The following is a 13,831-nucleotide window of genomic DNA, read 5'->3' as shown; positions in this document are numbered from 1 at the left end:
CGCGCGTCACGCCCCTGCGACCGTCATGCCGTCGATCCGAAGGGTCGGCGCATTGACGCTGGAGCGAAATTCCAGATCGCTGGCCGGCCTTATGCCCTGGAACATCTCTCGCAGATTGCCGGCGATGGTGATTTCGCTGACCGGGTAGGCGATCTCACCCTTCTCGATCCAGAAGCCGGTGCAGCCGCGGGAATAGGTGCCGGTGACGATGTTGACCCCCTGACCGATCAACTGCGTGACGAACAGGCCCTGCTCGATCTCGCGGATCATAGCCTCCGGCGTCTGCTCGCCCGGCTCCATGTAAAGATTGGTTGCACCGATGCCCGGCGCGGCGCCGATGCTGCGCGTCGCCCGTCCATTGCTCTCCAGCCCGAGCTGGCGGGCCGTGGCAAGATTCAGCAGCCAGCACTGCAACACGCCGTCCTCGATCAGGGCCAGAGGTTCGGCCGGCAGCCCTTCGCCATCGAACGGGCGCGAGGCGAGACCACGGTGGCGACGCGGGTCGTCCATGACGCGCACGCCCTTGGCGAACACCGGCTCGCCCATGGCGCCTTTCAGGAAACTGGTGCCGCGCGCGATGGCCTGGCCGTTGATGGCGCCGGCCAGTGTCATCAGCATGCCGCTCGCCACCCGGCGCTCGAACACGATGGGGACGGCCTGGCTTTTCGGCTTGCGGGCGCCCAGCGCCTTGACCGCGCGCTCGCCGGCGCGGCGGCCGATCAGGTCCGGCGGCTCCAGGTCGGCGCGGTGCACGACGCTGTGGGAATCGTACTGGCGCTCCATGCCGGTGCCCTCGCCGGCCAGCGCGACCGCGGTGAGCGAGGAGCCGGTGCGCTGGTACTGGGCGGCGAAGCCGTTGCTGGCGACCACCGCCAGGGCGGACCGGCCCCAGCTGGCCTCGGCCCCCTCGCTGTTGGCGGAGACGCCGGGCACGGCCAGCATCGCCTCTTCCGCCGCGGCGGTGAACCCGCTCAGTTCCTCGACAGTGGGTTCCGACGGATCGAACAAGTCGAGGTCGGGCCAGTCGCGGGCCAGTTGCGCCGGATCGGCTAGCCCGGCGGTCGGGTCTTCCGGCGCGACCTTGGCCATGGCCACCGCGCGCTCGACCAGAGCGGCCAGGGCGGCGGGCGAGCGGTCGGCGCTGGAGGCGGCGGCCTGGCGGCGGCCGATCAGAACGCGCAGGCCGATATCCTCACCCTCGCTGCGTTCGACGTGTTCCAGGGCGCCGCGGCGCCAGGCCACGGACAGGCTGTCGCCGCGCACGGCGACGGCGTCGGCGGCGTCCGCGCCGGCCGAACGGGCCCGGGCGACGAGGTCATCGAGAAGCGATAAGACGGTTGTGTCGGTCATTCGGCGTTTCTAGCCCAAGCCGCCCGCCACGTCACGCCTTGCGCACCGACCCCACTGACAAATACAGGGTCAAGGCCGCAGCGGATGCGGCGATCGCAACCAGAATGACGGCGCGGTAGCCGCTGATGTCGTGCAGATATCCCCCCAGCGTGGCCCCGGTCGCGGCCCCCAGGCCCAGGCCCATATGGACCGATCCCAGGATCAGCCCCAAACTGGGACCCCGGCCAAAGACGCGGGGAATCAGGCCGTTGACGATGGGCCCGCGCGCGCCAAAGGTCGGTCCGTAAATGAGGACGAACAGGCCGACCAACCACCAGGACGACACGACCGTCACCAGGCCCAGGGCCGCGAACCCCGCAATGGTCATGGCAAAACTCAGGCTCAAGGCCAGGGTGCGGCCACGCCGATCCGCCAGCCAGCCGAACACCATCAAGCCGGCCGTTCCCATAAAGCCGGCGGCCCCGAATGCACTGGCCGAAGCCAGCGGATCGAAGCCATGGTCGACCAACAGCGCGACGATCTGGGGGTTGAGACTGAACACGCTGACCGCGGTCAGGAACTGCAACCCGAACAGGGCCCAGAACCGGGTCTGGCGATAGGCATCGCGCGCTCCGGTCACGGGGGGAGACAGGGCGACCGGATCCGAACCCGACGCCGGCGGTGCGCGGCGGGCGAGAACCGGTGTTTTCGGCCCGCCCAAACGATGCCACGGCAGCGCGAACAGAATCACCGCCAGCCCCAGCGCCACGGCAGCCAGCATGGCATAGGTCCAGCGCCAGCCATCGGCGTCGATCAGCCATTGCAGCAACGGCGCGAACACCAGCACCCCAATGCCGGAGGCGGCGGCGGCGGCGGCAATCGCGATGGTCAGATTGGCGCCGAACCATCGGGCCAGAAGCGCCGCGTGGCTGACGGTACCGACCAAGGCGCCCGACAAGCCGACGCACACGCCAATCGCAAGATAAAACTGCCAGAGGGCGCTGGAGGACCGGGCGGCCCAAAACCCCAGCGCCAGCCCCACCGCGCCAAGCACATAGGTCCAACGGGGGCCCCAATGGTCCATCAAACGGCCGGCGATCGGGCAACCGATGCCGAAACACAGCATCATCGCGCCGTAAATGCCCGCGGTCTCGGCGCGCGCCCATCCGAATTCACGGCTGAGCGGCAACAGGAAAATGGCAAAGCTGTCATAGCTGATCCGCATCACGGCGGTCAGAAACGCACAGATTGCAATCACAGCAGCCGGCAGCGCCCACTTGCTAGGATCGGAAATCCCGGCCAACACCATTGCTCCTACTCACCGGAAACCGCATTTGAATGCCAAAAAAAATCCAGCGTCAAACCCGAAGGCCGGGACGCTGGAGGAGAGTGCGTGGGAAGTGGTTAACGAGCCATTGATGCGGTCAACGCGTTGCAGGGCGGAGAGCGGATCAGATCCCCATGTCGTCGAACACCGTTTTGGCCTCGCGGAAGGCCTCGACCGCGGCGGGAGCGCCCGCATAAACCGCAACTTGCAGAAAGACTTCCGCAATTTCGTCCTTGGTCATGCCATTGGCGATGGCGCCGCGGGTGTGCAGCTTCAGCTCGGCCGAACGTCCCATCGCGGCGAGTAACGCAATATTGATGGTCGAGCGGGTCTTGCGGTCCAATCCGTCGCTGCACCAGACGGTGCCCCAGGCGAACTCCGTGACGAATTGCTGCAACTTCCGCGTGAATGCGTCTTCGGCACCGCGCGCGATCGACGGCTCGACATAGCCGTCGCCCAGCACTTCGCGCCGCGCCTTCAGGCCGGCCTGAAACGCTTCGGTGTTGTTGTACTTGGACGTGTCCATCGGTCGTGATCCTTTGCCTATCGGGAATGGGTTGACGGTCGCGCATCTGAAGCAAAGCATAAGCGGCTTGCAAGCCTTGCTTCCAAAAGGGATGTCACAATCTTGGTCCGTTTCGATTTTTCCGGTCGGTCGGTGTTGGTGACCGGTGCCTCTGCCGGCATCGGCAACGCCATCGCCTGCGCCTTCCGCGACGCCGGTGCAGCGGTGCACGCGACAGGCACGCGGCCGCGCGAGAGCTATGACACCGACCTCGACCGCATGACCTTCCACCAGGCGGATATCGGCGACGCGGCGGCCCTGGAACGCCTGGCGGCATCCCTGCCGACGCTCGACATTCTGGTGAACAATGCGGGCATGGTGCTGTATCGGGGGCAGGAATACGAACGCGACAACTTCCAGCGTGTCCTGGACGTGAACCTGACCGGCATGATGACGCTTTCGGGCCTGATGCGGCCGAAGCTGGCCGCCAGCGGTGCCGGCAGCGTTCTCAATCTGACCTCGGTCACGGCGTTTTTCGGCAGTCGCGGCAACCCGGCCTATGGCGCCTCCAAGGCGGGGATTCTGCAACTGACCAAGACCCTGGCGGTCGCCTGGGCGCGCGACGGCATCCGGGTCAACGCCATCGCGCCCGGCTTCGTCGCGACCGAAATGACCAAGGTCTCGCAGTCGGGTGCGGTGAACGAGGGGATTCTGCAACGCACGCCGCTGGGCCGCTGGGGAACCCCCGCCGATATTGCCGGCGCGGCATTGTTCCTGGCCTCGGACGCCGCTGCGTTCATCACCGGCGAGACCCTGACGGTCGATGGCGGCCTGTCCTGTAACTTGTGAGTCCGCCCCGCATCGACGGCGTGACTAGAGAAACGGCCGTGCGAGGATAGTTTGACCTGCTATTCATTAGCGTGCTATCAAATAGCCATGCCGCAATACACTCTTGGCCGTCAAATCGCCGTCGTGGCGCGCCTCTGGCGCGGGGAGCTGGATCGCCGGCTGCACCCGCACAGCCTGAGCCAGGCGCGCTATGTCTTGCTGACCCTCCTGGCGGAGGTGAGCGGGCCCATCGCCCAGAACGATCTGGCCGAGCAGGCGGGAATCAGCGGGCCGACGCTCGTGCGCCAGCTGGACCAGTTGGAAAGCGCCGGTCTGGTCGAACGCCGCGATGCGCCCGAGGACCGGCGGGTGAAACATGTCTGCATCACCGCAGCAGGCCGCACCACCCATTGCGACGCGAGCCGCATCGCGCTTGCCCTGCGGCAGGAACTGGTGGCCGACCTGCCCGCGTCACAACTGACGAGCCTGAACGCGTCGCTCGCCTGCGTCTTGCGGCGGCTGGAAACGATCCGAATGTCCGATAGCGCCAAATGACCGAAGACAAACCCAAAGCCCCCCCGACCCAACCCTTGCCGCAGCCCGTACGCCGCAGCCGGCTGGGTCGCAGCATGGTTCGCTATGTTGTGATTGCCATCGTCGCCCTGGCCGCGGTCGGCTGGGGCTACACCGAAATCATGGCGCGGCTGACCCATGTTTTCGAGTACGACGCCCGCATCACCACCGACCTGGTCACCATGTCCAGTCGCCGCGACGGCCAGTTGCTGAAACTGGAAGTCGAGGAAGGCCAGAAGGTGAAAGCCGGCGCCGTGCTGGCTCGCCTGGATGACCGCATCCCCCGCCTGGAGGCCGAGGCGATCCAGGCCCGACTGGCATCGCTGGACTCCGACCGGGCCCGGCTCGGCGACAAACAGCAAATGATGGACCAGCAAACCGGCAGCCGGATTTCATCGCGCACCTCCGAATTGCAGGCCAACCAGGCCAAGCGCGCTTCGCTGCGCGCGGAACTGGCCCTGGCGGAGCAGGATCTCAACCGCGTCGAGCGGCTGTTTTCCCGCAAGGTGATCAGCCGCGCCCGCCTCGACGAGGCGCGGGCGACGGTCGGCCGGCTGCGCAGCGACGTCGCAGAGGCCGAAGCGCAGATGCAGCGCGCTCGCGGTGCCATCGCCGAGACCGAGGCCGGGCGGGGCGAGGTCGAGATGATCGACCAGGAAATGGCCATGCTCGATCATCAGGCAACCGCCTTGAGAGCGGAGCTGGAACAGAAACGGGTGGAGATCGAGGAGCATATCATCCACGCACCGATCGCCGGCGTCATCGACCGCCTGTTCGTGGAAGAGGGCGAATATGTGCGGGTCGGCCAGCGCGTGCTGATGATGCACGATCCGGACGCGGTCTGGGTCGAAGCCAACATCAAGGAAACCGAACTGCGCCTGTTGAAACTCGGCCAGCCGGTCCATGTTTTCGTCGACGCATTTCCGGATGCGGACGTCCGGGGCACGATCGAACGGGTAGGCTCGGCTACGACGGCCAAGTTTGCCTTGTTGCCAACCCCCAACCCCTCCGGCAACTTCACCAAGATCACCCAGCGCGTGCCGGTCCGCATCGCGCTCGACCGGTCGGCGGCACCGGATATCGACCTTTCGCCCGGCATGATGGTCGAGGTCGAAATCGACGTACGCAAATAGCCCGTCCGGACATCTGAGATGACCGCCGCCCCGACCCCCGAACGCGAAGCAGAAACCATCGAGGTGTTGAGCGCGCGGTACGGGGCCGCCCGCTACCGCTGGCTGGTCGTCTCCGCCTGCCTGGCCGGGGCGTTGGGCATGGTGTTATCGTCGGTCAGCATGAATGTGGCGGTTCCGAGCGTCATGGGCGCGTTCGGCGTCGGCCAGGATCAGGCGCAATGGATCGCCACCGGCTATCTGGCCACCATGGTCATCGGCATGCTGCTGAACGCCTGGCTGATCGCCGCGCTCGGCCAGCGCCTGACCTTTCTGGTCATCGTCGCGGTGTTCCTGGTCGGCTCGGCCATCGGCGCGACCTCCACCAGCATCGACATGCTGATTGTCGCGCGGATCATGCAGGGCATTCCGGCGGGTGTGATGCAGCCGTTCTCGATGATGGTGAACTTCCAGGTGTTCCCGCCGGAGCGCCGCGGCACGGCCATGGGAATTTTCGGCATGGGCGTCGTGTTGGCGCCGGTGTTCGGCCCCTTGCTGGGCGGGATCGCCATCGACACGCTGGGCTGGCGCTACATCTTCGCCATGCCGCTGCCCTTCATCGCGGTGTCCCTGGTGCTTGGCTCGCTGTTCCTGCCGGAGCGGGCACAGAAAGGACCGTTTCCGCCGTTCGATTGGACCGGACTCGCCCTGTTGGCAACGGCGCTCGCGCTGATCCTCAGCGGGTTGACCAGTGGGCAGCGCCTCGGCTGGACCTCGGACGCAGTGATCGGCCGGCTGGCGCTCGGAAGCATCATCGTCGCCGCCTTCGTCTGGTGGGAACGCCGGGCGAAGCGGCCGCTGCTGGATTTCACCCTGTTCCGGAATCCGCGCTTCGCCTGCGCCATGGCGGTCTCGTTCATTTTCGGCGTCTGCATGTTCGGCTCGTCCTATGTGGTGCCGGTCTTCGCACAGACCGTGCAAGGCTACACCGCCATGCGCGCGGGCTGGCTGCTGGCGCTCGGCGGCAGTATCATGGTGTTCATGTTCCCGCTGAGCGGCCGTGTCTCCGACACGCTGCCGCCGCAATGGCTGATCCTCAGCGGCCTGGTCACCTTCGCGATCGGCTTCATCCTGATGCACCGGGTCGACGTGAATGTCGGCTTCTTCCTGATGGCGGGGCTGAGCGCCTTCACCCGGATCGGCCTGTCCTGGGTGCTGACGCCCCTGAACGCCACCTCGCTGCGCTATGTGCCACCGGAAAAGCTGGCCAGCGCCTCCAGCAATGCCAATTTCTTCCGCCAGTTGGGCGGCGGCATGGGCATCGCCGTGCTGGTGGCCGTGCTGGAGACCCGCACCGCCTTCCATGCCACCGCCCTGACGGCGACGCAGACGCCGGCCAACAGCACCAGTGCGGAAACCCTGGGCATGGTCGCAAGCATGCTGGCGCCGACCGGGCTGCCCGACGGCACGGCCCAGAATTATGCCATTACCTTCTTGGGCCAAATCGTCCACGCCAACGCCTATATGTTCGGCTTCCAGGATGTGTTCCTGGTGCTGGGCCTGGTGACGTTGGCCGCGACCATCCCGGCCTGGTTCGTGCGCCGGCCCAAGCCGGCCACCGTCCTGGCAACGGCGCCGACCCTGGTCTCGGCGCGCCCACCGGCTCCGTCGACCGATACCGACCGGGCCGAACATGCGCCGCCACTGCCGCCACCGCTTTCCAAACGGCCGTTGCAACCGCGTCCGGTTCGTCGTACCGGCATGCTGAAACGGCGCGCCCAATCCCGCCGCGCGCGTCGCCTGATGCGATAAACCGAAAGGGCCGGTCCCCGTGATTGCCTCCGCAAGCTTCCGAGATTTCGAAACCTATCTGACCGCCATCGAACGGTTCACGGACGAGGAGTTGATCCCGGCGGAGCCTCGCCTGGAAGCGGAAGACTGCGTGCCCGAACCCCTGGTCGAGCGCATGCGCGAGCTGGGCCTGTTCGGCATTTCCATCCCCGAGGAATACGGCGGCCTTGCCTGCAACCAGGAAGAACAGGTGCGCCTGACCATGGCGTTCACCCGCGCCTCCGCCGTCTTCCGCTCGCGCTTTTCGACCACGATCGGGCTCACCAGCCAGGCCATTCTGGATTTCGCGACCGAGGACCAGAAGCGCGAATGGCTGCCGCGGATGGCCTCCGGCGCCGTCACCGGTGCCTTCGCCCTGACGGAGCCGGACGCGGGCAGCGATGCGGGCGGCCTGAAAACGACGGCGGTGCGCGACGGCGACGATTATGTGCTGAACGGCCGGAAGCGCTACATCACCAACGCGCCCGAGGCCGACCTGTTCCTGGTCATGGCCCGCACCGACCCGGCCAGCACAGGGTCCGCCGGCGTCTCCGCATTTCTGGTGCCCGCGGGGACGCCCGGCATCGAAGCGCTGCCGGCGCCGCCGCTCTTGGGCCTGCGCGGCTCGCACTCCACCGAAATGAATATCGAAAACTGCCGCGTGCCGGCGGCGAATCTGGTGGGCCATGTGGAAGGCCGGGGGCTGGGCGCTGCGCTACGCGGCATCAACTCCGCCCGCACCCATGTGGCGGCCACCTGCGTCGGCCAGGCGATCCGGCTGATCGCCGAAGCCGTTGCACACGCCCGTAAGCGCGAGCAATTCGGCCAGCCCATCGGCGAGTTCCAGATGGTGCAGGCGATGCTGGCGGAAATGCAGGCCGACATGCTGGCGGCCAAGGCGTTGGTGCTGGACGTGGCCCGCGCCTTCGACCGGGCGGTCGAGGCCGGCACGCCCCTACCCTTCCCCGACATCGCCGCGGCCAAGTATTTCGGCTCGGAAATGGTGTGCCGGGTGGCCGACCGCGCCGTGCAGATTCTGGGCGGGGCCGGCTATATCGAGGACAACGCCATCACCCGCCTGTACCGGGACGTGCGCCTGTTCCGCCTGTTCGAGGGCACCAGCCAGATGCAGCAGCAACAAATCGCCAAGGCCATGCTTCGCGCCGGCTAAAGCCTCATCCCGGCCTATTCGCCGCCGATGCGGATTTTCAGACCCGCATAGGCGCCGATCCCCGGATTGCTGAAGCCAAACACGTTCTGGTAGTCCTCGTCGAACAGGTTTTCGACCCGCCCATAGAGTTCGACCCGCTCGGTCACCTTGTAGGAGGCCGCGACATTGACCTTCACATAGCGGTCGAGCGTCACTTGGCGCCGGTCGGCGAAGAAGTTCGAGAACTGGTAGTCCCGCTGGTCGCCGTTGTAGTCGATGCCCAGGTCTATGGTCGCGCGCCCGCCCAAAAACCCGTAGCCGGCGTTCAGACTGGCCACGTGGCGCGGCCGACGCACCAACTGGGTGCCGCTCGGGTCCTGGCTGTCGGTGTAGGTGTACTGGCCGTTCAGGGTCAGGCCGTCCACCGGCTCCGCCGTCAGGCTCACTTCCAGGCCCTGCGTCTTGGTCGTGCCGGGCAAGTTGATGGCCGTGACGCCGGCGCCATCGATCAGGTCGGTGATGCGGTTGCGGAAAAAGGTCAGGTCGACGGTCAGGCGGTCGTCCCACACGCTCTGCTCGACGCCGATATCGAAGCCGCGGCTTTTTTCCGGCTGCAGGTTCGGGTTCGGAACGAAGTTCGGCCCGAAGCCATAGAGCTCGAACAGGGTCGGGTTCTTCACGCCCGTGCCGAAGCTGCCGTGCAGGCGGGTTCCCGTTGCGGGGAACAGATAGGCCGCCGTCGCGCGGTAGGTGGTGGCGTCGGCGAACAGTTCGTTGAAATCGTGCCGGACGCTGCCCGAGAGGAACAGTCGGTCGAACAGGCCGAGGCGATACTCGCCCACCAACCCGTGATTGGTGATGTCGAGATCGGAGCCGCCATAGGCACTCGCGGTCTTTTGCTTGTCGTTCTCGCGCTCGACCAGGACGGTCAACGTGTGTTTCGCGCCGGCAAACTCCGGCGTGTCGAAAAACAGGTTGGACTGATAGTCGAAACGCGTCTTCTCGCCGACCGAACTGAAGGCACCGGAACTGTCCGATACGGAATTCGCGCGGTCGCTGTGATAGCCGATGCCGGCAATGTGTTCCCAGTGGCCGTCGAACAGGCTGTATTTCACCTGGGCACGCCCGGTGCGTTGCAGGGTATCGGTTTCGTCATTGCCATCGACCGTGCCGATGATTCCGGCGACGAAGGGCTGGGGGTCGGTCTCGATCGTGCTCTCGACCAACCGGCCGAACAGGGTGACTTCCAGATTGTCGAGCGGGTTGAACCCCAGATTGATGTCCAGCGTCTTGTTGTCGTTGCCGTCGCGCTCGTGATTGCCTTCGGATGTGGGCGCGACCGAGACGCCGCCGGTCCGGAACGCGGTGCCCCCGACCGAAAAGCGATAGCCCTTGCCGCTGCCCTGGAAACGGCCGTGGACCTGGCCGGTCTCGAACGAGCCGCCTTCCGCCGACAGGGTCAGGCTCATGGGCCCGGCGCCGCGCTTGGTGGTGATGCTGATGACGCCGCCGATGGCCTCGCTGCCATAAAGCGCGCTTTGCGGGCCGCGCAGCACCTCGACCCGTTCGATGTCGGCGGCCAGCATGTTGCCGAAGTCGAATTCCGAGGCGCCGCTGGGGTCGTTGAGTTCGACGCCGTCGATCAGAACCAGCGTGTGGTTGGCCTCGCCGCCGCGAATGCGCACCTGCGTCTGGCTGCCGGTCGGGCCGGAGCGGGACACCGCCACGCCGGGCACCCGGCTCAGCACGTCGGACAGGCTGCGCGCCTGCTGCCGCTCGATCTCCTCGGCGGTGATGACGGTGACGGCGCTGCCGACCTCGCTGGCGGCAACGGGAGTCGCGCTGGCCGACACCACCAGCGGCGCGAGGCGGACCGGCTCTTCGGCCGACCAGGCAACAGGGGGCGCCGCGGCGAGGACGAATGCGGCGGCGAGAACGGGGCGATGGATCATGCGGACAGCCTCTGGCTTGCTCGGCGGACAACACGCGGGGCGGCGCAAAGACCGACCACCCCGCATTTGGCGCGGAGCCGCGTCCATGGTGTAAGAGGCTGGCAACGAACACCCGACCCCGACCAGCGACGCAACTCCCCGCGTCACCGCAAACGGGCCTCCGCTCCCCTGGCACACCCCGGCCACGGGAATGGGTGACGCTCGCGACGGCAGGTCTCCTGGCTCACGGGTCCTCGCGTCGACCGGCCTTCCCAGTTGCCCAGTGGCCATCGGTGGCGGACGCTCGCCGTTCACAGTTGCGGGGGCAGCCAGGGCTACACCGGCGACAGCCGGCTCCCTGTTCCCTCTTGCGTTCCCGGACCGAGCCGGGAAACCGTTGCTGGCGCGGACGTTAGTGCGGGCGACAGAGAAACGCAATTGTCCAGGCGCCGCCCGCCGCCGGCACGGTATCGGATGACTTGTCGCAGGCGCGGGGGTACAGTTTCGGGAAACAGTCAATGCTCAGGGAGGTGTTCGCCATGCATGTCAATATCGGCCAGGTTCTGACCAACCGGGCCCGCCGCGATCCCCGGATGGAGGCGCTGGTGGATCTGGCGTCCGGCGAGCGTTTCTCCTATGGCGCGATCAACGCCCGCACGAACCGCGCGGCGAACATGCTGATTGACCAGGGCGTCCGGCCCGGCGACCGCGTCGCCCTGCTGCTGATGAACGGCTCCGCCTTCTTCGAGTGCTATTTTGCCTGCGCCAAGATCGGCGCGGTCGCAGTGCCGCTCAACTGGCGCCTGGTCGTCGACGAACTCTGCTACATTCTCGACAATGCCGGCGCGAAAACCCTGGTCTTCGACACGGATTTCGCACCCCAGGCCGAAGCGCTGCATGCGGGCGGCAAAACCGACGTGCAAACTTGGCTGCAAGTGCCGGCGGACGAAGCCCTGGCCGTGTTCGCCCGGAATTACCGGGCGTTGTGCGAGGACGCCTCCGCAGCAGAGCCGGAGCCGGGCGCAACCGGCGACGACGACCTCTACATCATGTACACCAGCGGTACGACCGGCCTGCCCAAGGGCGTGGTGCACACGCATGCGACCACGTTCTGGGCGCTGCTCACCATGACCCCCACCATCGACATGCGCCAGGGCGACCGGTTTTCCATCGTGCTGCCGCTGTTCCATGTCGGCGCGCTGGCGCCGCTGTTGTTGACGGTCTATGGCGGCGGCACCAGCGTGCTGATGCGGAATTTCGACCCGGCGCTGATGTGGAAGGTGACGGCCGAGGAGCGCATCACGGTCACGCTGGCGGTGCCGGCCATGCTGGGCTTCATGTTGCAGGTGCCATTGCCCTCGCCGGACGCCTACGCGCAATTGCGCTGGATCATGAGCGGGGCGTCACCGGTTCCCATCGCCCTGATGGACCGCTATCGCGAGATCGGCATCGAGATCCATCAGGTCTACGGCCTGACCGAATGCTGCGGCCCGGGCTGCCTCATCAGCCCGCAGGACGCGATGCAGCGTATCGGCTCCACCGGCAAGGCCTTCTTCCACACCGATCTGCGCCTGGTCGATGCGGACGGCCGCGACGTGCCCCCGAACACGCCGGGCGAGGTGCTGTTGCGGGGCGGCCATGTCATGAAAGAGTACTGGAAAAACCCGGAAGCGACCGCGGCCACGCTCAAAGATGGCTGGTTGCACACCGGCGACCTCGCCATCATGGACGAGGACGGTTTCGTCACGATTCACGACCGGATCAAGGACATGATCATCTCCGGCGGCGAGAACATCTATCCGGCAGAGATCGAGAACGTCGTCCTGCAACACCCCGACGTCCGCGAATGCGCGGTCATCGGCATTCCGAGCGAGCGCTGGGGCGAGACACCGCTGGTGGTGGCCGTGCGAGCCAACCCGGACGTGGACGAGGCGTCGGTGCTGCGCTATTGCGACGGCCGGCTGGCCCGCTACAAGCTGCCGAAAGCGGTCGAGTTCGTCGACGCCATCCCCCGCAATCCGTCCGGCAAGGCGCTCAAATTCGAGCTGCGCCAGCGCTTCCCGGGTCCGGCGCCGGAATAGCGGTCAGAGCGAGCGCGCCATGACCAGTGCATCGATCCGCGCAGCGCCCCGCCTGTAATAGCCGGGCCGGCGGCCGACGACGGCAAACCCCTCGCTGCGATAAAGCGCCTGTGCCGGCAGATTGTCGACCGCGACCTCCAGCACCAGCCGCTCCGCCCCCAGGGCCGGCAGCAACGCGTAGCAGGCGCCCAGCAAGCCGCGGGCCACGCCCTGGCGCCTTGCCGCGGGGTGAACGCCGATGGTCAGGATTTCCGCCTCGCCGGCAATGGCGCGGGCCAGCACCAGACCCGCACCGCCGGCAATCCAGCCCACGGAGCCGTCTCCCCCCAGCAGGGCGCGAAACGATGCCTCTGTCCAGGCCTCGCCGCCCAGACCGTCGGCCATGGCCGCGGCGTGGATGCGGGCGGCCTCCCCGGCACGGTCGGGGGTCAGGGGCAGCAGGTCCATGCGCGCGTCCTCACCGCTCACCGCGGCCGGATCCGGCCGCCATCCCGCGGCCGCACCGCCCGCGGCGGCGCCAGATAAAGCGGCTGCGCCGGAAGGCCGGAACCGCCGGCCAGAAGCGTCCGCCGGGCGCAGGCGGCGACGGCGGCGGCGGGCAGTTGGCGGCGGTCGGTATCGAGGAGCGGCGCGCCCGCTGCCAGCACGGACGGCGCACCGTCGCCGATCACGGCGGCTCCGTCCGGCCAGGGCAGGTCTGACATCGCGTCCGGCGCGCGGTTGTGCCCGTCGGCGGGCCAGCCCTCGGCCACGGCCCCATCGGCCGCGAACGCCTGGAGGTAGAGGGTACGGGCCCGGCTATCCATGGCCACCGCCACAGGGGCATGTCCCAGCCGACCGGATGCTTCAGCCAGGGCCTCGAACCGGCTGACGCCGACCACCGGCAATCCGGCGCCGATCGACAGACCTTGCGCCGCGGCAAGGCCGGTGCGCAGGCCGGTGAACGAGCCCGGCCCCACCGTCGTCGCAATGGCAGAGAGGTCCGACAGCCGAAGGCCCGCGGCCACCAGCACGCCTTGGATGGCAGGCAAGAGGCATTCCGCATGCCCCCGTTCCAGCGGCTGATGCAGGGCTGCAATCACCCGTGCATCATGGGTGACGGCAACGCTCAAAGCCGGTCCGGCGGTATCGAAGGCGAGAATTTTCATGACAGGGCAAGGCCTAGCAC

General features: G+C 67.2%; 12 protein-coding genes and 1 riboswitch. Of the genes, 6 read left to right on the top strand and 6 right to left on the bottom strand.

All coding sequences use genetic code 11. The features are described 5' to 3' along the window. Positions 1-6: 6 nt before the first annotated feature. The 3 genes from H6844_01485 to H6844_01475 all read right to left on the bottom strand — a co-directional run bounded on the left by H6844_01485 (position 7) and on the right by H6844_01475 (position 3,182). Positions 7-1,350 (bottom strand): TldD/PmbA family protein, encoded by a 1,344-nt coding sequence (locus H6844_01485; protein MCB9928078.1) that lies wholly within the window; start codon positions 1,348-1,350, stop codon positions 7-9. Positions 1,351-1,381: 31 nt separating this feature from the next. Next, a complete protein-coding gene (locus tag H6844_01480) occupies positions 1,382-2,632 on the bottom strand; it encodes an MFS transporter (GenBank protein ID MCB9928077.1) in 1,251 nt (416 codons plus the stop codon). Between the two features lie 148 nt (positions 2,633-2,780). Beyond that, positions 2,781-3,182, bottom strand: coding sequence for a carboxymuconolactone decarboxylase family protein (locus H6844_01475; GenBank protein MCB9928076.1), 402 nt, complete (start codon positions 3,180-3,182; stop codon positions 2,781-2,783). A gap of 102 nt (positions 3,183-3,284) precedes the next feature. On the opposite strand from H6844_01475, the gene H6844_01470 reads away from it, so the two are divergent. The 5 genes from H6844_01470 (at position 3,285) to H6844_01450 (ending at position 8,672) form a co-directional block, all read left to right on the top strand. After that, positions 3,285-4,010, top strand: a complete 726-nt coding sequence (locus H6844_01470) for an SDR family oxidoreductase (protein MCB9928075.1) — start codon at positions 3,285-3,287, stop codon at positions 4,008-4,010. An 87-nt stretch (positions 4,011-4,097) separates the two neighbouring features. Then, the gene (locus H6844_01465) at positions 4,098-4,544 is read left to right on the top strand and encodes a MarR family transcriptional regulator (protein MCB9928074.1); all 447 of its coding nucleotides are present in this window, start codon (positions 4,098-4,100) and stop codon (positions 4,542-4,544) included. 74 nt (positions 4,545-4,618) lie between these two features. After that, on the top strand, positions 4,619-5,695 hold the full coding sequence (locus H6844_01460) for an HlyD family secretion protein (protein ID MCB9928073.1): 1,077 nt from the start codon (positions 4,619-4,621) through the stop codon (positions 5,693-5,695). A gap of 18 nt (positions 5,696-5,713) precedes the next feature. After that, positions 5,714-7,483, top strand: coding sequence for a DHA2 family efflux MFS transporter permease subunit (locus H6844_01455; protein MCB9928072.1), 1,770 nt, complete (start codon positions 5,714-5,716; stop codon positions 7,481-7,483). A gap of 22 nt (positions 7,484-7,505) precedes the next feature. Beyond that, entirely contained in the window at positions 7,506-8,672 is a 1,167-nt protein-coding gene (locus tag H6844_01450) for an acyl-CoA dehydrogenase family protein (GenBank protein MCB9928071.1), read from the top strand. A gap of 14 nt (positions 8,673-8,686) precedes the next feature. Here H6844_01450 and H6844_01445 read toward each other — a convergent pair whose 3' ends face one another. Next, positions 8,687-10,603 (bottom strand): TonB-dependent receptor, encoded by a 1,917-nt coding sequence (locus H6844_01445; protein MCB9928070.1) that lies wholly within the window; start codon positions 10,601-10,603, stop codon positions 8,687-8,689. A 190-nt stretch (positions 10,604-10,793) separates the two neighbouring features. Further along, a riboswitch (cobalamin riboswitch) is annotated at positions 10,794-10,996 on the bottom strand. A 125-nt stretch (positions 10,997-11,121) separates the two neighbouring features. Between H6844_01445 and H6844_01440 the strand changes: the two genes are divergently transcribed. After that, the gene (locus tag H6844_01440) at positions 11,122-12,663 is read left to right on the top strand and encodes a long-chain-fatty-acid--CoA ligase (protein ID MCB9928069.1); all 1,542 of its coding nucleotides are present in this window, start codon (positions 11,122-11,124) and stop codon (positions 12,661-12,663) included. 3 nt (positions 12,664-12,666) lie between these two features. On the opposite strand, the gene H6844_01435 is transcribed toward H6844_01440, so the two are convergent. Further along, positions 12,667-13,047 carry a GNAT family N-acetyltransferase gene (locus tag H6844_01435; protein MCB9928068.1) on the bottom strand — a complete coding sequence of 127 codons (381 nt, stop codon included), beginning with the start codon at positions 13,045-13,047 and terminating at the stop codon, positions 12,667-12,669. 80 nt (positions 13,048-13,127) lie between these two features. Beyond that, positions 13,128-13,811 (bottom strand): tRNA (adenosine(37)-N6)-threonylcarbamoyltransferase complex dimerization subunit type 1 TsaB, encoded by a 684-nt coding sequence (tsaB, locus tag H6844_01430; protein ID MCB9928067.1) that lies wholly within the window; start codon positions 13,809-13,811, stop codon positions 13,128-13,130. Positions 13,812-13,831 lie beyond the last annotated feature (20 nt).

The sequence above is a fragment of the Alphaproteobacteria bacterium genome, from assembly GCA_020638555.1.
Lineage (GTDB): Bacteria > Pseudomonadota > Alphaproteobacteria > Bin95 > Bin95 > JACKII01.
The sequence above is the reverse complement of the archived record's forward strand: the minus strand, read 5'-3'. Positions and strand labels throughout refer to the sequence as shown.

Coding starts and splice junctions, on each gene's coding strand:
- H6844_01465 (MCB9928074.1), top strand. CDS start 4,098: ATGCCGCAATACACTCTTGGCCGTCAAATCGCCGTCGTGGCGCGCCTC.
- H6844_01435 (MCB9928068.1), bottom strand. CDS start 13,047: ATGGCCGACGGTCTGGGCGGCGAGGCCTGGACAGAGGCATCGTTTCGC.
- H6844_01460 (MCB9928073.1), top strand. CDS start 4,619: ATGGTTCGCTATGTTGTGATTGCCATCGTCGCCCTGGCCGCGGTCGGC.
- tsaB (MCB9928067.1), bottom strand. CDS start 13,811: ATGAAAATTCTCGCCTTCGATACCGCCGGACCGGCTTTGAGCGTTGCC.
- H6844_01440 (MCB9928069.1), top strand. CDS start 11,122: ATGCATGTCAATATCGGCCAGGTTCTGACCAACCGGGCCCGCCGCGAT.
- H6844_01455 (MCB9928072.1), top strand. CDS start 5,714: ATGACCGCCGCCCCGACCCCCGAACGCGAAGCAGAAACCATCGAGGTG.
- H6844_01485 (MCB9928078.1), bottom strand. CDS start 1,350: ATGACCGACACAACCGTCTTATCGCTTCTCGATGACCTCGTCGCCCGG.
- H6844_01445 (MCB9928070.1), bottom strand. CDS start 10,603: ATGATCCATCGCCCCGTTCTCGCCGCCGCATTCGTCCTCGCCGCGGCG.
- H6844_01475 (MCB9928076.1), bottom strand. CDS start 3,182: ATGGACACGTCCAAGTACAACAACACCGAAGCGTTTCAGGCCGGCCTG.